Origin of the sequence: Methylobacter psychrophilus (assembly GCF_025583945.1) — a bacterium.
In the GTDB taxonomy this organism is placed as follows: Bacteria; Pseudomonadota; Gammaproteobacteria; order Methylococcales; family Methylomonadaceae; genus Methylobacter_C; species Methylobacter_C psychrophilus.
This window is the reverse complement of the sequence record NZ_JAOEGU010000033.1, coordinates 20830-41987: the sequence shown is the minus strand read 5'-3', so window position 1 is coordinate 41987 and position 21158 is coordinate 20830. Positions and strand designations below refer to the sequence as shown.

The following is a 21158-nucleotide window of genomic DNA, read 5'->3' as shown; positions in this document are numbered from 1 at the left end:
GCCTTTCAACTCGTGGATCTTCAAGAGACGAAAAAGCTTCTTGTAAACTTAATGACATGGTAGAAAATCTCCAAAAAAACTGGGTATTATCTCTGGTTTTTTAGTTAATTTATATGCGGTTGCCCTGTTAATATCAGTCGCTAACAAGCATAAAGGGTTAATGGGCCTATTTAATTTAACTTAACTCAATCATTTCAACAGTGCCATCATCCTGAATTTCAGCCATGTGGCCTTTAGGTTCATCAATAAATTGCACGGCAATCAATATGCTTAAAGCAACTCCCGCTATGATCATAAAAAATACTGACGATGAAACAAACAACAGTAAAGTCAAAAATAATACGCCACCGACATTACCATAAGCACCGACCATACCGGCAATCTGACCCGTCATGCGGCGTTTAATCAACGGCACGATTGCATAGACAGCGCCGCAGCCGCCCGATACAAAACACGAGCACGACATGGTGACCAATACTGCCGAAATAAGTGACCATTCAGAAGTGATCATTGACATGCCTAAATAGCCGATTGACAAGCCCAAGATGCAGAGGCTTAAAGAAACTTTACGGCCAAATTTATCGCTGATCCAGCCGCCAGCAGGACGTGCGATCAGATTGATAAAGGCAAAGCTGCCACCAAGCAAGCCGGCTTGCACCATGGTGATGCCCTGAGATATATGGAAAGTTTCAAAGAAAAATAGCGGCAACATCGATACTACGGCTAACTCGGAGCCAAAGGTCATAAAATAGGCTAAATCCAAAATGGCGACCTGTTTAAATTTATAACGATGAATTTCAGCCGTTGGTTGTTGTAAATTCTCTTTATTAACATGGACTATTTTGTAAACATTGTATAGAAACAAGGTCCAGATAGTGATGTAAATGCCGATAGCAACAGGCATTGAAACCAGGTTAACATCGGTTGTTGACGATAATTTCCAGGTTAACAGGGTTAATGCCAGGTATAAAGGTATTGTCATGAAGATATAAAAGTACATGTCGCCGGTACTGGTTACTTCCATCGCACCACTTTTTTTCGGTTTAAAATAAGTCGAACCCTTAGGGGTATCAGAGACATTAAAAAAATAAATAACCGAATAGACTAAAGCCACTATACCGGTCGAAGCAATCGCATAGCGCCAGCCCTCATCACCGCCATATATAAGGCTTAAAACGGGTAATGCTCCGGCAGCAGCAGCAGAGCCAAAATTGCCCCAGCCACCATAAATGCCTTCGGCAATGCCGACTTGTTTGGCAGGAAACCATTCACCAACCATGCGAATGCCAATGACAAAACCTGCTCCTACAAAACCCAATAAAAAACGGGCAAGCGCCAATTGTTCAAAATTTGCAGCAATAGCGAACATTAAACAAGGAATACTACTGGCGGCCAATAGCGTCGAATAGGTTCGTCTGGGGCCAAATTTATCGACTAACATACCGATGATAATGCGTGCCGGAATGGTGAGTGCAACATTTAATATCAGTATGGTTTTTATTTCAGCGCTGTTCATGCCCAGGGTTTTGGCAATAACCAGCATTAAAGGCGCATGGTTGAACCATACAACAAAGCTGATGAAAAAAGCTATCCAGCTCATATGCAGGATTTTTATTTTTCCCGAGAAGGAAAACAGGTTCATTTTTTCTGATGACATTTTTAATCTCATGATTGAGGGCGATGTCATAATCTAAAGCATGTTATGTGCCATAAATAAAAATTACAATAAAATCATTGGCTTAATAATGTCCTATAAAATCCGGATTAAGCTTGCTTTAACCATTAAAGCGCACCAAAACACCACAGATGCACCAAAAAGAAAGCAGTAAGACGTTTTGATCAGGATCAAGCTGTCGCTATGCACTATTATGATGCTGCTTATGCACTAAATAAGATTTTACGCACTATTTTGAATCTTATGAGCCCCTGTTTTTCTGTTATTACTTACTTGGACTATTAAGGATAATGGCTTTTAACTTGTGGCATGTCGTTTGCTAGATAACTATAGAAATAGCAATAACGTAGTCATTGAGGTTATACATGAGCACAAAACAAACACTGGTCGTCATTGGTAATGGCATGGTTGGCCAGAATTTTCTGGCTAGTCTGGTCGCAAGTTCTGCTAAAGACGACTATGAAATCATTACTTTTTGTGAAGAACCCAGACCTGCCTATGATCGGGTCCATCTGTCGGCATTTTTTTCCGGCAAAACTGCCGAAGATTTGTCTCTGGTAGAGCCCGGCTTTTTTGAAAAACACGGTATTACCATTCATATGGGCGATAAGGCAGTCAAAATTTGTCGTGAATCCAAAACGGTAGTTTCTCAAAAAGGTATCACTATTCGTTATGACAAGCTGGTATTGGCGACGGGATCTTTCCCTTTTGTACCCCCGGTACCTGGACATGACAGGCCACAGTGCCTGGTTTATCGGACGATTGAAGATCTTGAAGCCATGGCCGCAGCGGCTAAAAACGGCAAAGTGGGTGTTGTTGTTGGTGGTGGTTTGTTGGGGTTGGAAGCTGCCAATGCCTTAAAAGATCTGGGCTTGCAAGTACATGTCGTAGAGTTTGCACCGCGCTTGATGGCCGTTCAACTGGATGAAGCCGGTGGTGCCATGTTACGGCGCAAGATCGAAAATTTGGGCGTAACGGTACATACCGGCAAAAATACCAGCCTTATTACTGATGGCGATCAGTGCGTGAATAAAATGTGCTTTGCCGATGGTGAAGAGCTGGAAACGGATATCGTATTGTTTTCGGCAGGCATACGTCCGCGTGATGATATTGCGCGTGATTGTGCGCTCGAAGTCGGACCTCGCGGTGGTATAGTAATTAATAATCAATGTCTTACCTCGGATGCTGATATTTATGCCATTGGTGAGTGTGCGCTCTGGAATGGCATGATTTATGGTTTGGTCGCCCCGGGTTATGCCATGGCGCGTACTGTTGTCGCTGATCTGGCCGGTAATGCAGCCAGCTTTACCGGCGCGGATATGAGTACAAAATTAAAGTTGATGGGGGTTGATGTCGCCAGTATCGGTGATGCGCATGCCAAAACCCAGGGCGCCCTGGTTTATACCTATCAAAATGGTGATCGCGAAGTCTATAAGCGTCTGGTTGTTAGTCAGGATAAAAAACAGTTATTGGGGGCAGTATTGGTCGGCGATGCTTCCGGTTACGGGACATTGTTACAGTATTGCATTAATGGTATTGAGCTTCCGGAAAATCCGGATGCACTTATTTTACCGGCCCGTTCTGATGAATCGGTTGGCTTGGGACCCGATGCTTTACCCATGTCTGCTCAAATTTGTTCTTGTTACGATGTCACTAAAGGTGCCATTTGTCAGGTGATTGAAGCGGGCTGTACCACTATCGGTGAGTTAAAGGCAGAAACCAAGGCCGCAACCGGTTGTGGAGGCTGTGCGGCGTTACTAAAATCAGTGATGAACTCAGAGTTGGCAAAACAGGGCTTTGCAGTGAATACGGATATTTGTGAGCATTTTGCTTATACCCGTCAGGAGATTTTTACCCTTATCAGCGTTGAAGAGATCAAAACTTTTGATTCCTTACTGGAAACACATGGTAAAGGCCGGGGTTGCGAGATTTGTAAGCCGCTCGTCGGTTCTATTCTGTCCTCTCACTGGAATGATTTTGTATTAAAAACAGAACACATGGCTTTACAGGATACCAACGACGCCTTTTTAGCCAATATGCAGAAAGATGGAACCTATTCGGTGATACCGCGAATTACCGGCGGTGAAATTACCCCTGATATGTTGATTGTTCTGGGTGAGGTGGGTAAAAAATATAAACTTTATACCAAACTTACCGGTGGCCAGCGAGTGGCCTTGCTGGGGGCGCCGGTCGATCAATTACCGGCTATCTGGAAAGAACTGATTGATGCCGGCTTTGAATCCGGTCATGCCTACGGAAAGTCTTTGCGGACGGTTAAATCTTGTGTCGGTAGCAGTTGGTGTCGTTATGGCGTGGATGACAGTGTCGGTTTGGCCATAGAGCTTGAAAATCGCTATAAAGGCTTAAGATCACCGCATAAAATTAAATTTGCAGTGTCGGGTTGTACGCGCGAATGTGCAGAAGCGCAGAGTAAAGATATTGGGATTATAGCGACAGAGAGTGGCTGGAATTTGTATGTTTGTGGCAACGGTGGCATGAAACCACGGCATGCAGATTTGTTTGCCACCAGTCTGGATAAAGAAACCTTGATTAAATATATCGACCGTTTGTTGAGTTTTTATGTCCGCACTGCCGACCGGTTGCAACGTACTTCGGTTTGGATGGAAAATATGGAAGGTGGTCTGGATTATTTAAAGTCGGTCGTGATTAATGACAAACTTGGTTTGTGTGAGCAGTTAGAACAACAAATGCAGTATGTTATTGATACCTATCAATGTGAATGGAAAGCCACCATTGCCGATGAATTAAAATTAAAACGTTTTCATCACTTTGTTAATAGTAATCAAGCTGATGATAATGTTGTTTTTGTTCAGGAACGTGGACAAATCCGTCCTGCCGATGACGATGAACGAAAACATTTTAAACTCGTGGAGGTCGCGTAATGGCTCAGTGGCAAGATGTTTGCAGTATTGATGATTTACAACCTGATTCCGGTGTTTGCGCTTTGGTTGACGGCCAACAGGTGGCGCTGTTTTATATGCCTAAAGAGTCTGCCGTTTATGCGCTTAACAATTACGACCCTTTTGGTAAGGCCAATGTCTTGTCACGCGGATTGATTGGCGATATTAACGGCCAACCGGTAGTCGCCTCGCCTTTATATAAACAACATTTCAATCTGCAAACGGGTATCTGTCTTGAAGATGAAACGGTAATCATACCGGCCTATGCAGTGCGCATGGAAAACGGTAGCGTTCAAATCAGCATGACGGAGTAGCTCGATGAATTATAACTATTATATTGCTGATGTTTTCACCAGCCAGGTTTTCAATGGTGCCCAGATTGCCGTTTTTCCCAACGCGGATGGTCTGAGTAATGAACAGATGCAATTACTTGCCAAAGAATTAAATTTAACTGAAACAGTATTTGTTTTTCATCCCGGCAGTGAAGGTACCACCCGAAAGATGCGTATTTTTTCACCACTGGGTGAAATAGATTTTGCCGGTCATCCCATTATAGCAACGGCGTATGTACTGGGTTGTTGTGGCGATATTAACTTGACTGAAGCGATTACGCCGGTGGTATTTGAACAGAACGTCGGGCCGATTGATGTCAATATTTCTGCAAACCAGGGCAAGCCGTTTTTTGTTCAGTTTAGTCGTAAGGTTTCATCCATCGTTGACCGCTTTGCACCTACCGATGAAGAGTTGGCCGGTTTCTTATCCATTCAGCAGTCGGAACTTGATCATAAAAAATACTCACCCCGTCTGGTATCCTGTGGCGTACCTTATTTGATAGTGCCGGTTTGGAGTTATGACTCGGTTAGAAAAGCCAAATTTAATTATGCGGCGTGGAGTCAATCAATAGCGCCACAAACAGCAGCACAGGAAATTTTATTGTTTGCACCGAAAACACCTTTTATGGATTCAGATTTTAATGCGCGACTACTGGGGCCTCGTATAGGTATTCACGAAGATCCACCGATAGGTAGTGCAATGCCGGCGTTTGCTTCTTACTTGTGTTCATTTGAACATACCCGAAAAGGTACTCACACTTTTGCCGTTGATAGAGGCGATTCACAGGCCAGGCGTAGTGTATTGAATCTGGAAATGGATCATAAAGGTCAGGAGCAGCTTGCCTTGCGAGTTGGTGGTGAAGCGGTCATGTTTGCTCAAGGGACTGTTTTTTTACCGGCCTGATTTATAACAGCAAAACGGTAGGCGAAGGTAATAGTCGCTTACCGTGTTTAAACCGATTACCTTACACTGACGCAATATTATGAATTATGCTTAATGTATTATTGATTGAAAGTGATCTTCATAATACATTGCTGGAAAACAGCCTTAAAGACACTGATTACCAATGCTTAAAAATCGAATATAGTCCTGCAATTTTAGCGCTGATTAAGGATGTCACGCCGGATGTCCTTATTTTCAATCTTGATACACCCTCTAAAAAATTATTGGCTGATCTGAAAACGCTTAATGATCAATCGCCTTTACCTGTCATTATGTTTGCCAATGATACGACTACAGATACTATTAACCAGGTCATTAAAGCTGACATTAGTGCTTTTATAGTCGATGGTCTTCAGGGTAATCGTATTAACACCATCATCAACGTGGCTATCGCCAGATTTAAACATCAGCAAGCACTTAAGCATGCACTGGAAGAGGCTTGTGTAAAGCTTGAAGACAGAAAGCAGATTGATCGTGCCAAAGCCATTTTAATAAAAACGCAAAATTTTACTGAAGACGAGGCTTACCATACGCTTAGGAAATTGGCGATGGATCGAAATATTACCTTGGGCGAAATGGCTAAAAATGTTGTTGCCATGTCGGAACTGTTTAAATAAAAAAGCCTTAACTGCATCTACCAGCCATGAAAACCTTTATCAAAGTCACTGAAGTATGGATTCCAGACAAAGAACGCACTCAATTGGAATTTGGCTCCGGTTTATATGGTGGACTAACCGATTTTAAAGTGGACAGTGAGCAACAAAAATTTTCTTATAACGAAGGCTTACCCGGTAAGGCTTGGGCTGCTGGTCATCCCATTGTTTTGGCAAAATTTGAACACTCTTATTTTAAGCGTATCGCTGCTGCAAAAAACGCCGGTTTAACCTGCGGCATTGCCATACCTATTTTTTCCGGCGATTTTCTGATGGCTGTCGTGGTTTTTTTATGTGGCGATGACGAGGATCATGCCGGAGCTATCGAGGTTTGGTGCAATAATCCGGTTTTGGATAAAAGTCTTGCTGTTATGGACGGTTATTACGGCACACTACAATATTTTGAAGCTGTCTCCAGACAAATCAGCGTACCCAAGGGGCAAGGTCTGGCTGGACTGGCTTGGGAATCGGGTATGCCCGTTCTTATCGATGATATCAGCAAGGCAGATACCTTTATTAGAGCTGGCGATGCACAACAGGCCGGTATTACTATGGGAATTGGTATTCCTGTTGCTGATAATCCCGGGCAGCCTTATATCATGACCTTTTTGTCAGCGAAAGCGACGCCTATTGCCAAACGTATTCAGATATGGATTCCAGATAGGGAAGGCAAACAACTCATTTGTCAGCAGGGTTATAGTAAAAGCAGTAATGAGCTGGCGAAAATATTTGAAACCATGACGGTTACCAAAGGCATTGGTGCCTTGGGCCGCGTCTGGCTGACCGGCATGCCTGTTATCACGGGTAATCAGGAGTCCGACTATAGTCCGGAGCTGGATAGTCTAAGCAGTATGTTGGCCATACCGGTTATAGAAAAAGGCCGGCTAAAAGCCATTGTCAGTTTTCTGTTTTAAAGTTAATCGAGCCAGTGAGATCTGATTTGGTGCAAAATATTTTGAATATTGCACGTTACTGGAGCGCAGCAATTAATAATTTCGATATTGATGTTTACCCTTAAGGTGTTTATTCCTGTAAAAGTAACGCAACAGATTGTATTTATTAATTTATTTTAAATATAAATACTTTTCCATAATTTTGGCATAGCTTATGCTTTAACATTGTCAGAGGCTCCAACGTTGGAGTCACCATTCCTTGCTCAAAGTTGAGCACCAGACAAAGGCGTCGCTAAATCTCAGTGTTGTTATTGACACAGAGGTTTTCGACGCTTTTTTTTTGCACTGAATATCTGAACAGGATAAAGCCGTTATGAAAAAATCGGGAAAATTAACTATTAAAAATCTGGTTACAGCACTTGTAACCGTCGCCACTATTACAACGTTAAGCTTTGCGTCCAGTGTTGGTGCTGTTGAAAAACTGGAGAAAGAAAGTCTGAAGTTGGGCTTTATTAAATTAACCGATATGGCACCTTTAGCGGTTGCTTTTGAAAAAGGCTATTTCGAAGATGAAGGGCTTTCCGTACAAATTGAAGCTCAAGCCAACTGGAAGGTTTTATTGGACCGGGTTATCAATGGTGAGCTTGATGGTGCCCACATGCTGGCAACATTGCCCTTTGGAACTGCCATAGGTTATGGTACCAAAGCAGATATTATCAGTGCTTTCACGATGACCTTAAATGGCGATGCCATTACGGTATCGAATGATGTCTGGAAGCAAATGAAACCGCAGATACCCATGCAGGACGGTAAACCGGTACATCCTGTTAAAGCGGATACCTTAAAGCCGGTACTCGAAAAATACAAAAATGCCGGTAAACCGTTCAATATGGCAATGACCTTTCCGGTTGGAACTCATAATATGAAATTGCGTTACTGGCTGGCAGCCGGCGGTATTAAACCGGGATATTATGCACCTCCGGAAGACACTTCCGGTCAAATTGATGCCGAAGCCATATTGTCAGTAACCCCGCCACCACAAATGCCGGCTACTATGGATTCAGGTACTATTGTTGGTTATTGCGTCGGTGAACCCTGGAATCAGCAAGCCGTATTTAAAGGTATAGGCGTCCCGGTTATCAGCGATTATGAACTGATGAAAAACAGCCCTGAAAAAATTTTTGGGGTGACGAAAGAATGGGCGGATAAATATCCCAATACCCATTTGGCAGTTATCAAGGCCTTAATTCGTGCATCAATGTGGCTGGATGCAGAGAATAATAAAAACCGTAACGAAGGCGTAGAAATGCTCTCGCAAAAACAGTATGTCGGTGCTGACTATGAGGTTATTGCCAACAGTATGAACGGCACTTTTGAATACGAAAAGGGTGATAAACGTGCATTACCCGATTTTAATGTGTTTTTTCGTTATAACGGCTCTTACCCCTATTACAGCGATGCGGTTTGGAGCTTGACCCAAATGCGTCGCTGGGGACAAATCAACGAGCAAAAACCGGATGCCTGGTATATGGAAATAGCCAAAAAAGTTTACCGTCCTGATATTTACATGGCAGCAGCCAAAGCGTTAATTGCCGAAGGTAAAGCTAAAGCCGGCGATTTTCCCTCAGATAAAGAAACCGGTTTTAAAGCACCCAGCGCCGATTTTATTGATGGCATTGTTTATGACGGTAACAAACCCAATGAGTATCTGACTAAATTTACTATCGGCCTTAAAGGCAAACAAAAAGTAGCTGGTGGCAAGGTTGTTGAGTAATACCCGAATTTCCGGGTAGTAATGCGGGGTATGTTGATGCAGGAGCGGGCCGGCATGGTTGGCTCCTGCAGATGTTAAGTAAATTGAGGTCAAAAAATGAACAACCAATTAATCAAATTTTTTAACATAACCGGTTTAACCTGGTTTGTACCTTTTGTAAAAATAGCGGCCGGTGAAAATCCTGCACAACAAGCCCGTCAGCTATTTTTGATTATGGGCGTACCCATTATTGCTTTTACTTTGTTTCTGGGGCTTTGGAGTTTTTCCGCTGCCAAAGTTAACACCAGTCTTGGCGCAATACCCGGCCCTGTTGCCGTTTGGCATGAGGCTGGGGGCTTATTGACGGAACATTTCGCAGAAAGGGACAAAGAAGCCAAGTTTTATCAACGCCAGCAAGAGCGCAATACACAAACATTGGCAGAAAATCCGGCAGCTGAAATTAAATCCCGGCCTTATAACGGTCAGGCGACTTATCTGGACAAGATTTTCACCAGTCTTTATACGGTTTTTGCAGGCTTTGTCATTGCCACACTGATCGCTGTGCCACTGGGTCTTTTATGTGGCATGAGTCCGGTTGTCAATACGGCAATCAATCCACTGATTCAACTCTTTAAACCGGTATCACCATTGGCCTGGTTACCTATTGTGACGCTGGTTGTCAGTGCGGTTTATATCACTACCGAGGATTCATGGTTTGAAAAATCTTTTTTAACATCAGCCATTACGGTAACGCTGTGTTCGCTTTGGCCAACCTTAATTAATACCGCTGTCGGCGTATCTTCCATAGATAAAGATTTGGTTAACGTAGGCAAGGTATTACGTCTTAACTGGTTTACGCAGATTAAAAAAATCATTTTACCATCGGCTTTGCCTTATATTTTTACCGGCATGCGGTTATCGCTGGGAGTGGGCTGGATGGTGTTAATTGCTGCGGAAATGCTGGCACAAAATCCGGGACTGGGAAAATTTATCTGGGATGAATTTCAAAACGGCAGCTCAAATTCCTTGGGACGAATCATGGTGGCTGTATTTACCATTGGTATTATCGGTTTTATTTTGGACCGTATCATGCAGTCATTTCAAAAAGTATTCTCTTTTGGTAAAGATATTTAATCAGGAGTCTGTTATGCCAACTGTAAAAATTAAGTTAGTTCATAGTAGTGTAGTGACCAAAAAGCCATTGCCATTAAACGATCCTTACTTGCCGTTAGTAGAATTAAAGAATGTTTGTAAAGCTTATGGTGACGGTAAAGATAAAACATCGATCCTGAAAAATATCAATTTAACCGTTAAACAGGGTGAGTTTATCGCCATTGTCGGCTTTTCCGGCAGTGGTAAAACCACGTTGATTTCAACCATTGCCGGTCTGATTCAGGCTGACAGCGGTGAGGTATTAAAACAGGGTCAGCCAATTACCGGGCCGGGGCCTGATCGTGGTGTAGTATTTCAAAATTATTCGTTGATGCCGTGGTTAACGGTTTATGAAAACGTAGCTTTGGCAGTTGATACCATTTTTAAAGACTGGACTGCCGAACAACGTAAAGCGCATACAGAAAAATATATTCGTATGGTTAATCTGGGTGCTGCCATGGCTAAAAAACCGGCGGAATTATCGGGCGGCATGCGCCAACGGGTTAATGTCGCTCGCGCTCTGGCGGCCAGTCCGGATATTTTATTACTGGATGAACCGCTGAGTGCTCTGGATGCGTTGACACGCGGTAATTTACAGGATGAGATTTTGCAAATCTGGGAGCAGGAAAAGAAAACAGTTATCCTGATTACCAATGATGTCGATGAAGCAATCTATATGGCTGACCGCGTTATTCCGTTAAACCCTGGCCCTGATGCAACCTTTGGCCCCGATTTCCTTATCGATATCGAGCGGCCACGCAATAGAGCTGCATTAAACCATAATGAAACATTTAAAAAATGTCGTGCCGAAATTACCCAATATCTGCTGGCTATTGGCATCGAAAAGACCGGGGAATCGGCACCGGATAAAATTATCCTGCCAACAGTCCGGCCTAATACCAGTAATGATTGGAACCGGGATAGTTCGGCACTAAAACCGGATAAGGATGGTCTGGGCAGGCCTAGATATCTGGAATTTTCGCAGTTGTCAAAAAGTTACCCGACACCCGATGGTAACAGCAGTGTTAAAGTTGTTGACGGTTTTGACCTGAAAATGAAAAAAGGTGAGTTTATCTCCATTATCGGTCATTCAGGTTGCGGTAAATCCACGGTTTTATCAATGACTGCCGGATTAAACAGTATTTCCGAAGGGGGTATTGTTCTTGATAACCGTGAGATTGACGGCGCGGGGCCTGATCGTGGCGTGGTCTTTCAGGCTCCCAGCCTGTTTCCGTGGTTGACGGCATTTGAAAATGTGACCTTGGGCGTTGATAAGGTTTATCCCCATGCCACCAAAGCAGAGCGTAATGATATTGTTGAATACTACCTGACTCGTGTTGGCTTGGCAGATTCACTGCATAAAAAAGCCGCCGAACTATCTAATGGTATGCGCCAACGGGTTGGAATTGCCCGCGCTTTTGCCTTGTCACCCAAGTTGCTGTTACTTGATGAACCTTTTGGTATGCTGGATTCATTGACGCGCTGGGAGTTACAGGAGGTTTTGATGGAAGTTTGGGAGCGGACGCACGTAACGGCTATCGTCGTGACCCATGATGTTGATGAAGCCATTTTATTGGCAGATCGCGTGGTGATGATGACCAACGGCCCTCATGCAAAAATAGGTAAAATAGAGAATATCGATTTACCCAGGCCGCGCACGCGAAAAGCATTGCTTGCACACCCTGATTATTATAAATATCGGGAAAGTTTATTAACTTTTCTGGCTGAATGCGATCAGGCACATTAGACAAATTTGCTCATAAAATAGACCCATGGATCATCGTTCCCTGCTTCAGGTTTTACGAAACCATCACTTATCAATTAATAACGTAGGGGGCTTTATGCCAAGGCAACAAAAAAAAATTCCATTATCGGTTGCGCTGTTGACATTATCGGTAGCGAGCCATTCTGCGTTGGCGGGTGTTACCCAAGAGGTTGAAGATGCGCTTAATTTTTATCACTACGGCAAAAACGGAGCGGTAAAAATTGATCTGAATACGCGCTATGAAAATGTTAATCAAGGTGATGTCATGACCAAGCCCATTGGCGGCGTACCTGCCAAACAACAACCCGATACCGCCAATGCGGTGACCTCGCGGTTACGCTTGGGGTTGCTGTCACCGGTGTTTCATGGTTTGCAAGGTTATGCGGAATACGAAGGCGTCTATGCAATGGATTCGAATTACAATAGTACGGTTAACGGTAAAAGCCAATATTCAACGGTTGCCGATCCTTACGTCAGCGAACTTGACCAGTTATGGCTCAGTTATGCAGGTTTTGCCGATACCATCATAAAAGGCGGGCGGCAACGTATCAAACTGGATGATGATCGATTTATTGGTAACGTCGGTTGGCGTCAGTTGGAGCAAACCTATGACTCGGTACTAATTACTCACAACAATCAACAACTTTTTGGCCTGACAGTTAATGTTGGCTATATGGGTAATGTAAAAACGTTTACTTCGACGACCGAAAATATTAATGCACCGATACTCAATGTCAATTACAAGCTGGGGGATTATGGTAATCTGGTCGGCTATGGCTATTGGCTGGGTTATACCGAGCAGGAAAATTATAATAAATCCAACCAGACCTATGGTCTTCGCGTGACCAATTATCAAAAACCGGGGGACTCCTTTAAAGTAAGTGATAATTATGGTCTGCTTTATACGGCCGAATGGAGTATCCAGTCGGATTACCAAAACAGCCTGCAAAAATATACCGTCAACCGTTTTAACTTGATGGGTGGCTTGACCGCGCATATGTTTACCTTTCAAGGTGCCATGGAGCAACTGGATGGCGTTGGTCAAAATAAAACCTTTATTACCCCGTTGGGTACCAATCATGCCTTTCAGGGTTGGGCAGATCTGTTTCTGGTGACCCCTAAAGATGGTATTCGTGATGTATTTGGTACCATAATTACTTCGCTGGACAAGGGCAATGTTGCCTTAACCGGCGTTTACCATGCCTTTTATGATGATACCGGCAGTGTTCATTACGGCGATGAATGGGATTTTATGGCGACCAAAAAATTTGGTAAGCACTATTCGGTGCTTGCAAAATATGCTTATTACAATGCCGATCAGTACAACACAGATACCCAAAAAATCTGGTTACAAGGTAATATTAGTTTTTAAAGCCCCATCGTGTGTTTTAGGTGCCGGGTATAAAAGCTATCAGCGTCGATTTTAAAATTTTCTCTACAAAGTGTACAAAAAACGTATTGTTCTTTTTACCTAAGCATTTTTTCGTTGTAAAAATAGTTACTTAGCCTGCTTGCTACGTAACTATATATTTTCAGATAAATAAATTCGATATTAACGGATACCATCCCTTCAAGGGATGTTATCCGTACGGGCTAAAAATTTCATGTAATGGAAATTTAATTTCTGAAAGTCTATATTTCCTCGTTTCAACAGTTTCCTTCGATATTTATTCAATCTTCATTTATCCCCGGCTATGTAAATTCTGCATAAAAACTATGGAAATAGTGGTGTATGCAGGATTTACCGGAGTCTATCTCTGTTCCTTGTGATCGTTTTATGCTGACATGTGCTCAGGTCTTGTTAATTCTGCCTTATCGTTATGCAATCCATCGCGGGTAATAAAGAGCGGCAAGAAAAATGGCTAAAACAGAAAAGTATTATGAGGTAATTAGAATAATTGAATGCTATGATCTTAAATATTTTCTATATTTGTGAATTTAACAGATAAATATAATAAATTTTTTTTAAAAAAAATATTTATAACTAACGGGTTATGATGATCTATTTTGTTTTATTAGTCGTTAATATCAAATATATTTGCATTTAATGAAATTAAGTTTAATCGGTAAAGCTTCTGCTGATTAAGGTGTTTGATATTTGTTGGTTAAAGAACTCTCTCAATTGAATTTTTTTAAACTTTTAGGCGACAGGTATAAAACCGGCGGTCTTTACTTATCGATTATTTGACATGTTTTAAAACATTTTTTCGTCATCTTATAAAACGATGACATTACTGGCTAATAGCACCGCTCCTGGTCTTGCATACTGTTTTGATAGTTAAAAACTTGCAACTCCAACGAGCAGCAACCTACTTAAAATAAGGTTAGAACATGAATAAAATAACGAAAGTCCAAATAAGAACGTTACCAACTAATCAGAGTGTGCCTCTGCATCTGTCGGCTTTATCCATTGCTGTACGGTTGCTGTGCGGCGCAAGCATGGGCTTTGCGCTACCGACGTCAGCAAGTATCGTCACGTGCGCTGCAGGAAGCAGTTCCTGCACTATCCAGTCAGGTGACAGCGCCAGTGCTGTTAATGTGGCGGCGGGTAGTTCAGGATTTACTTTCATCAATAATGGCACGCTGGATAACGGCTCTCCAACCGCAAGCCAGCAAAGTAGTGTTTCAATTATTGCGCCAAGTGCTGACCCTGCGTCCCCTGTTGCCGGAGGAAATGTTATTTTCACCAATTATGGCACAATCAACTCCTATGCATATACAAGTTTGAGCACACCCGTGCTGCCGCTGCCGTCGGTTATTAATTTGCAATCCACAGGAAGCGACATGACAATCACTGATAATGGCGCGTCCGGCTCAGCTTCTGGTGATATTACCGTTAATCAATCCGGTGTCGTCGGTACTCCATCATTACAAGGCGTCAGCCAAAGTGCATTGATTTCTGCCATGGCTCAGGGTGGGGGTGGCGGGTATATTGGATCATCAAATAATCAGGAGATTACCAGCGGCAACGGTGGCAATGCAGGGGCTGTAACCATCACTACCGTCAATACGGGTAATATGGCAGCCTACACTTTAGGAGGGATTATTGCCCAATCCAGTGGCGGGGACGCGGGATTTGTAATGCAAAATGTTGATGATAACACTACCATGGCCACTGGCGGTAATGGTGGTAACGGCGGCTCGGTGACTATCAATAATTCCCAGCAAATTTCGGTGACAGGGGCATCAAGCTCCCAGGCCAGTATCGGACTACAGGCCTATAGCTCAGGTGGCGCGGGTGGAGAAATGATGGTTACCGATACAAACAAATGGTTAACAGCAAATCCCGGCAAGGGCGGCAACGGTGGCGTCGTCAGCGTGACGCATTCCGGTGCCTTGTCTGTTGGTGGTGACGTGAGCAGTTCGGTTACTGGCATCTTGGCGCAAAGTATAGGCGGTACTGCGGGGTTACTTGTCATTGATAAAGTTTCGAAAGAAGCCGCTATTGGGAATATTATTGTTGGTGGCGATGCCGGCAAAGTAGCGGTGACTGTGGTTAGTGGAGCGAATATCAGTTTGCTCCCCGGTAGTAGCGGAAACTTGGGTACTGGCGTTGGTGTCATCGCACAATCCATTGGCGGTGGTTTAAATAGTTCCGATACAGTTAAAGTTGTCGGAAATTCCGGTGACGGCAATACGGTGACAGTAAACAATGCCGGTGCCTTGAACGGTTTTGGTGATTATGGTGTTGGTATTCTTGCTCAATCCATCGGTGGTGGTGGTGGCAGGATGAGTTTAACTAATACTGGTACCGGTTACTCGGTGGCAAATGCCAACGGAGCCGGCAACGAGGTTAATGTCCTCCAGGCTGAGGGTGGTTCAATTGTTACCACCGGTGCTGACGCACCTGGTATCGTTGCACAGTCGCTGGGTGATGGCGGCGGCATGTTTACGACTACCGCCAGTACGGTTACTAACCCGTCGCCTTTAACCTTGGGTTCACAGGGTAGTAACGGTAATAGCGCGGGTAAGGTCAGCGTTGATCTTGGCAGCAGCGCCGACGGCGGCAGTACTGTCCATACGGCAGGAGAAACCTCGTTTGGCATATTGGCCCAGTCCATAGCTTCCGGGGGCGGCAGTATTGGCGGGGACGGGGCGATCGGGTCTGTTGGTTCCAGTGGTGTGACGGGCGGAAACGGTAACGCAGTAGCGGTCACTACCACCGGTAATTCAAATATTACTACCTTGGGTGATGGTGCAATTTCTATCCTTGCACAGTCGATTGCCGGGGGGGGTGGCAACGGTGCATCAGGCAGGGGGTGGTCAGCAAAGGTTGGTGGTGCCGGTGGTGCCGGTGGCAGCGGTGGCATAGTCAATGTGGATGTTGGGACCAGTGCTATCGATACCAACAGTACTCTGGTAACTTCGGGTGACTATGCCGCTGCGGTGCTGGCGCAGTCGATTGGCGGTGGCGGCGGCAATGGCGGTTATGCCAAAACTGTGGGCTTGTTCTTTTCGTCGGCAGTTGGTGGTACCGGCGGCATTGGTGGCACAGGAGGAGCAGTTGGTGTGGATAATTATGGCGGCATTATTACCTCCGGCGCACACAGTAACGCTATTGTCGCTCAGAGTATTGCTGGTGGTGGCGGTAATGGCGGCGCAGCTTCAGCGCATTCGGAAGGCGTCATATGGGCCATATCTACCACTATTGGCGGTGAGGGCGGCAGTGGTGGTGCAGCGGGTATCGTCACTGTTAACGATTACAACAGCATCAGTACTTCCGGGCTTGATGCAATGGGTATTTTGGCGCAATCAATAGCCGGTGGTGGCGGAACCGGTGGCGCTGCCAGCTCAAAAGCCGAAGCCTTTGCTTCCGGAGATCCGGAGATTCCAAGCATTGCTATTAGTGTTGCGCTGGGCGGTCAGGGCGGCGGCGCAGGAACCGGTAACATTGTAACGGTTAACCAGACGGGCGGGATCACCACCGCTAATGACGGTGCGCTGGGTATTCTGGCGCAGTCGATTGGTGGTGGTGGTGGTAATGGGGGCGATTCCTCGGCCTCAGCTACAGCAGGTTCGATCGGTGGTTCCGAGGACACTCCTCCTGACTCAGTGACCTTGAACTTTGCCTATGGCCAAGCTGGTGCCGGTGGTGATGGTGGCCAGGGCGGAGCTGTATCGGTTAATAATACCGGAACCATTAATACCCAAGGTGCCAGCGCCAGTGCAATCGTGGTTCAATCCATCGGCGGCGGCGGCGGCAACGGTGCGCTCGGCAACAGCAACACCAAAAACAAAACTGAAGCACAAAATTATAGTTTAACGATGGCTTTGGGCGGTGACGCTGGTACCGCAGCTAAAGGTGGTGCGGTCAGCGTCAATTATGGCGGTATCCTTGGTACATCAGGTTCGACCGCTCGCGGCATCGTTGCTCAATCTATTGGCGGTGGTGGAGGTTTGGCGGCTGGCGGTACCACGGCCTCTGATGGTGGCAGTAGCTCAAAGACGTCATTGAGTTTTAGCTTGGGCGGGAAAGGTGGTACTGGGGGCGACGGTGCTGCAGTAACGGTCATGCCTGACAGTTCCAACGCGGCGATTACTACTACCGGTGGTTACTCTGATGCCATTCTCGCCCAATCCATTGGCGGCGGCGGCGGGGCTGCCGGTAATGCTGACAACACTGCGAAAAGCAGCGAATCAGCCTTGGACAGCCCCGATGACAGTACCAGCGACAGCGACAGTTCTGAGGATACCTCTACTACCTTCGCTATGGCTATGACACTGGGTGGCGGAGGTGGCGGTAACGGTGGTGCAGTGACGGTTGGTAATAATGCCGCTGGTGCCGATTTGATTACTGCCTCTACCAGCGGCGTGTGGTCTCATGGTATCTTTGCCCAATCCATCGGTGGCGGCGGCGGTTCCAGTGGTGTCAGTTCGTCCAAGGGTGAAACAGGCAGTTACACTTCTGTTATGACTTTTGGTGGCGGTCCCTCCGGCAGCGGCGATGCAGTGACCGTTCAAGGTATTAACAGCATTCGCGCCTTCGGCTACGGCTCCATGGGAATTATTGCCCAGTCCATCGGTGGTGGTGGCGGTGCCGCTATTGATGGCAGTGACCTGTCGCTGTCAAGCAAGGAAATTATAATCAAGGCGTCATCACAAAGTGAAAGTAGTGGCCATGGTGATGCTGTTTTGGTCGATGTCGGCTCGGGGTCTATCAGCACCTCCGGTAGTGTCGGCTACGGTGTGTTGGCTCAGTCCATTGGCGCTGGCGGCGGCTTGGCAGGCTTTGGTGACGGCAGTAGCGGCAGTACCATTCCGAAGGTCTTTGCAGTCTTGGGTGCAGATGATAAGGCTGAGGGTAATGGCGGCGCAGTGACTGTTAATTTCGGTGCAGGGAGTAAAGTCAGTACCACCGGTACCCTGGCTCATGCCGTAATTGCCCAATCAATCGGTGGCGGCGGCGGGGTTGTTGCTGCTTCAGGAGCGTCAACCACCAATCAGAGTTTTAACATCGAGGCGGCGGCATTGGGTAACTCCAACGGCAGTAGCGGTAATGGTAGTGCAGTGGTGGTAAACAACGCCGGTACTATTAGTACCAGCGGTGATTTAGCCATGGGTATAGTCGCTCAATCGATAGGCGGCGGCGGCGGCTTGATTTCCGGGCATTATTACGATTTCATCAACACCAGTATCGGCGGTACAACTGACTCAAATAGCCTTGGCAATGACGGTGATAGTGTTTATATACATAACATAAGTGGTAGCAGCATTACCACAACCGGGGCGGGTGCTTACGGCATATTGGCTCAGTCCATTGGTGGCGGTGGCGGGTTTATCGGCGATAGTGGTCAAGGAAACTGGCAGGGCGTCTTCTTGGATCAGTATCATTTGGGAACAAGTCAGGCAAATATTGCTACCTACGCAGCTACCGGTAATGGCGGTATTGTTGAAGTTATTGTTGACGCCGGATCCAATATTACCACCACCGGCGCTAATGCCCATGGCATCGTTGCTCAGTCGGTGGGCGGCGGTGGCGGCATGGTGAGCCTGGGCAACAGTTCCCTCATCGGTTCTGCTGCTCAATATGACGCTACCAAAACCAGTAAAGATTATTCAAGCGCGGGCTTGCCGATCATTATCACTGTTGACGGCACGGTCAGCGCTACAGGAGCAGGAGCTTACGGTATTTTTGCTCAATCCATCGGTAGCGTTAATGAAATGGTTGAGATCACGATTAATGGCAAGGTTTACGGTAATGCGGCTGGCGTAGTCATTGCCGGTGGTGACGGGGTGGTAGGTGTTTCTACACTAATGATCAATCAGGGTGGTGTTCTGGCTGGCGGTTGCACCGCAGTCGACAACTGTAACGGAAACGGTTATGCCTTTCTGCAGCCTACAGGCAACCTCGCTTTTACGGATATTATCAATCAGGGTACCGTGATCGGCTCGATTGATCCACCACCTAATGCTGTCAGCTTTAACAACTATGGTACTTATTTTTCGGGCAGTGAAGTCACCAATATCGATTTTAATGACTACGGTACAACTTACCTGGGTACGCAGGCGGGTAAAATTACCGATCTGGTGATGACCGGCGTTAATTATAACTATAATGCAAATACCCGAATGGTTGTCGATGCTGATTTTGTGACGGGTATTTCGGATACCCTGCGGTTGAACAATACCACGTTCAACTCGGTGGATTCCAATCCAAAGCCTTTGACAGTTCATCTCAATACTAACGTGATGGTACCGAACAAGACGATTACCGTACTGACCCACTCGGCGGACTCATCGTTTAATGCCGTGCAGCCGATTCAGGTAGAGAATCAGTCACTGATTTCCTCTTACAATGTCAACCAGAACAACATCGGAGGCGTTAACAATTATAGTATCGCGACGAAAGCCAACTTCAGCCCGAATAGTGTGGGTCTCCACGCTAATGAGCAATCGCTGGCCCGCTACTTTCAGAATACTTGGGATACCGGTACGCCTGAGCAGCAAGCGGGACTGGGCAATACTTTCGCACGACTGAGCAATGCCAATGCCAACAATTACGAACAAGCACTGTCCAGTATGACGTCATCTTTGGCGACTGCGCAGGCAGCGACTACGCCGATGTTGGTGCAAAGCTTTATGGCCAACATGATGAGTTGTCCCACTTTCAAAGGCTCAGGGGTTAGCATGGGCGAGAGCACTTGTGTGTGGAACCGTGTGATTCTGGGCAGAATGAACTACGATGACAACAAGACTTTGGGCTACAAGCGTAGCAATGTGTCTTATCAGTTTGGTGGGCAGATGGAGCTTAAAGAAGATTGGTTTCTTGGCGGCTCTGTCGCTTATGAAGAAAACTGGCTGGACGGCACGACCACATCGGAAAGTGCCAACGGCAGTACTTTACTACTGGGTCTGGCCATGAAGCACCAGTCTGGTCCGAGAATGCTGTCTGCGTCAGTCGCGGGCGGCAACATCTGGAACAACGGTTCCAGGTTGGTTAACCTGCCGGGAACCGACACTATGAACCCGTTGTTGATGCAGGCGAAAAGTAACAACGAGATCGGCTTTTTCGATACCAAGTTACGCGGCAGTTACGAGTTTGCTTTCACGGGCTGGTATCTGCGTCCTACCATGGATCTTGACATGATCACCACCTTGCTTGGCGGCTACCAGGAAAGTGGGGCGGGGCTTTACAATCTCAACGTTAATAGCACCACACGCACCCTGTTTATGGCCACACCTTTGGCCGAGGCAGGGCAGCGCTTTGACTTTCCCGATACTGCCGGAGGGCTATCCGTTCGCACCTATGGTCAATTGGGTATGAGTGTACTGAGCAACGATCGCTGGAACACCAGTGCCAGTTTGGAAGGTGTTCCTTCTGCGGGTTCGTTCAACGTTACTGCACCGATGCCTCAAGCCTTTGGTAAGGCTGCCGTCGGCGCGGAAGTGTTCCGTAAGGGCGGTCTGGAGATGAAGGTGCAATGGAACGGGGACTTTAGCAACAACTTCTTGTCCCAATATGGATCGGTAAGCGTGGGTTGCAAATTCTGAAAGCAGGTGGATAAACAATTTTAGCGTTTATCCACCTTGTTTTGTCTTTATCTGATTTTGCAATTGCTCACTGTATAACT

Annotated in this window: 11 protein-coding genes; 10 read left to right on the top strand and 1 reads right to left on the bottom strand. The window is 45.9% G+C overall.

Features of this window, described 5'->3' with window-relative positions; translation table 11 throughout:
* Positions 1 to 175 precede the first annotated feature (175 nt).
* Positions 176 to 1657, bottom strand: coding sequence for a NarK family nitrate/nitrite MFS transporter (locus tag N7974_RS14335; RefSeq protein ID WP_262966279.1), 1482 nt, complete (start codon positions 1655 to 1657; stop codon positions 176 to 178).
* Between the two features lie 383 nt (positions 1658 to 2040).
* Here N7974_RS14335 and nirB point away from each other — a divergent pair, with 383 nt between their 5' ends.
* The 10 genes from nirB to N7974_RS14285 all read left to right on the top strand — a co-directional run bounded on the left by nirB (position 2041) and on the right by N7974_RS14285 (position 21078).
* Positions 2041 to 4578, top strand: a complete 2538-nt coding sequence (nirB, locus tag N7974_RS14330) for a nitrite reductase large subunit NirB (RefSeq protein ID WP_262966278.1) — start codon at positions 2041 to 2043, stop codon at positions 4576 to 4578.
* Entirely contained in the window at positions 4578 to 4910 is a 333-nt protein-coding gene (gene nirD, locus N7974_RS14325) for a nitrite reductase small subunit NirD (protein WP_262966277.1), read from the top strand. The genes nirB and nirD overlap by 1 nt, the downstream gene beginning before the upstream one ends.
* Positions 4911 to 4914: 4 nt before the next feature.
* The gene (locus N7974_RS14320; RefSeq protein WP_262966276.1) at positions 4915 to 5832 is read left to right on the top strand and encodes a PhzF family phenazine biosynthesis protein; all 918 of its coding nucleotides are present in this window, start codon (positions 4915 to 4917) and stop codon (positions 5830 to 5832) included.
* An 86-nt stretch (positions 5833 to 5918) separates the two neighbouring features.
* The gene (locus tag N7974_RS14315; RefSeq protein ID WP_262966275.1) at positions 5919 to 6488 is read left to right on the top strand and encodes an ANTAR domain-containing response regulator; all 570 of its coding nucleotides are present in this window, start codon (positions 5919 to 5921) and stop codon (positions 6486 to 6488) included.
* A gap of 26 nt (positions 6489 to 6514) precedes the next feature.
* A complete protein-coding gene (locus N7974_RS14310; protein WP_262966274.1) occupies positions 6515 to 7438 on the top strand; it encodes a GAF domain-containing protein in 924 nt (307 codons plus the stop codon).
* 352 nt (positions 7439 to 7790) lie between these two features.
* Positions 7791 to 9191 (top strand): CmpA/NrtA family ABC transporter substrate-binding protein, encoded by a 1401-nt coding sequence (locus tag N7974_RS14305; RefSeq protein WP_262966273.1) that lies wholly within the window; start codon positions 7791 to 7793, stop codon positions 9189 to 9191.
* Positions 9192 to 9287: 96 nt separating this feature from the next.
* Positions 9288 to 10304 (top strand): ABC transporter permease, encoded by a 1017-nt coding sequence (locus N7974_RS14300; protein ID WP_243221075.1) that lies wholly within the window; start codon positions 9288 to 9290, stop codon positions 10302 to 10304.
* Between the two features lie 13 nt (positions 10305 to 10317).
* Positions 10318 to 12069 carry an ABC transporter ATP-binding protein gene (locus N7974_RS14295; protein WP_262966272.1) on the top strand — a complete coding sequence of 584 codons (1752 nt, stop codon included), beginning with the start codon at positions 10318 to 10320 and terminating at the stop codon, positions 12067 to 12069.
* A 94-nt stretch (positions 12070 to 12163) separates the two neighbouring features.
* Entirely contained in the window at positions 12164 to 13459 is a 1296-nt protein-coding gene (locus N7974_RS14290; protein WP_262966271.1) for an alginate export family protein, read from the top strand.
* Between the two features lie 959 nt (positions 13460 to 14418).
* Complete coding sequence (locus tag N7974_RS14285) at positions 14419 to 21078, top strand: autotransporter outer membrane beta-barrel domain-containing protein (RefSeq protein WP_262966270.1); 6660 nt, start codon at positions 14419 to 14421, stop codon at positions 21076 to 21078.
* Positions 21079 to 21158 lie beyond the last annotated feature (80 nt).

Coding starts and splice junctions, on each gene's coding strand:
- N7974_RS14310 (WP_262966274.1), top strand. CDS start 6,515: ATGAAAACCTTTATCAAAGTCACTGAAGTATGGATTCCAGACAAAGAA.
- N7974_RS14335 (WP_262966279.1), bottom strand. CDS start 1,657: ATGTCATCAGAAAAAATGAACCTGTTTTCCTTCTCGGGAAAAATAAAA.
- N7974_RS14295 (WP_262966272.1), top strand. CDS start 10,318: ATGCCAACTGTAAAAATTAAGTTAGTTCATAGTAGTGTAGTGACCAAA.
- N7974_RS14305 (WP_262966273.1), top strand. CDS start 7,791: ATGAAAAAATCGGGAAAATTAACTATTAAAAATCTGGTTACAGCACTT.
- N7974_RS14285 (WP_262966270.1), top strand. CDS start 14,419: ATGAATAAAATAACGAAAGTCCAAATAAGAACGTTACCAACTAATCAG.
- N7974_RS14300 (WP_243221075.1), top strand. CDS start 9,288: ATGAACAACCAATTAATCAAATTTTTTAACATAACCGGTTTAACCTGG.
- nirB (WP_262966278.1), top strand. CDS start 2,041: ATGAGCACAAAACAAACACTGGTCGTCATTGGTAATGGCATGGTTGGC.
- nirD (WP_262966277.1), top strand. CDS start 4,578: ATGGCTCAGTGGCAAGATGTTTGCAGTATTGATGATTTACAACCTGAT.
- N7974_RS14315 (WP_262966275.1), top strand. CDS start 5,919: ATGCTTAATGTATTATTGATTGAAAGTGATCTTCATAATACATTGCTG.
- N7974_RS14320 (WP_262966276.1), top strand. CDS start 4,915: ATGAATTATAACTATTATATTGCTGATGTTTTCACCAGCCAGGTTTTC.
- N7974_RS14290 (WP_262966271.1), top strand. CDS start 12,164: ATGCCAAGGCAACAAAAAAAAATTCCATTATCGGTTGCGCTGTTGACA.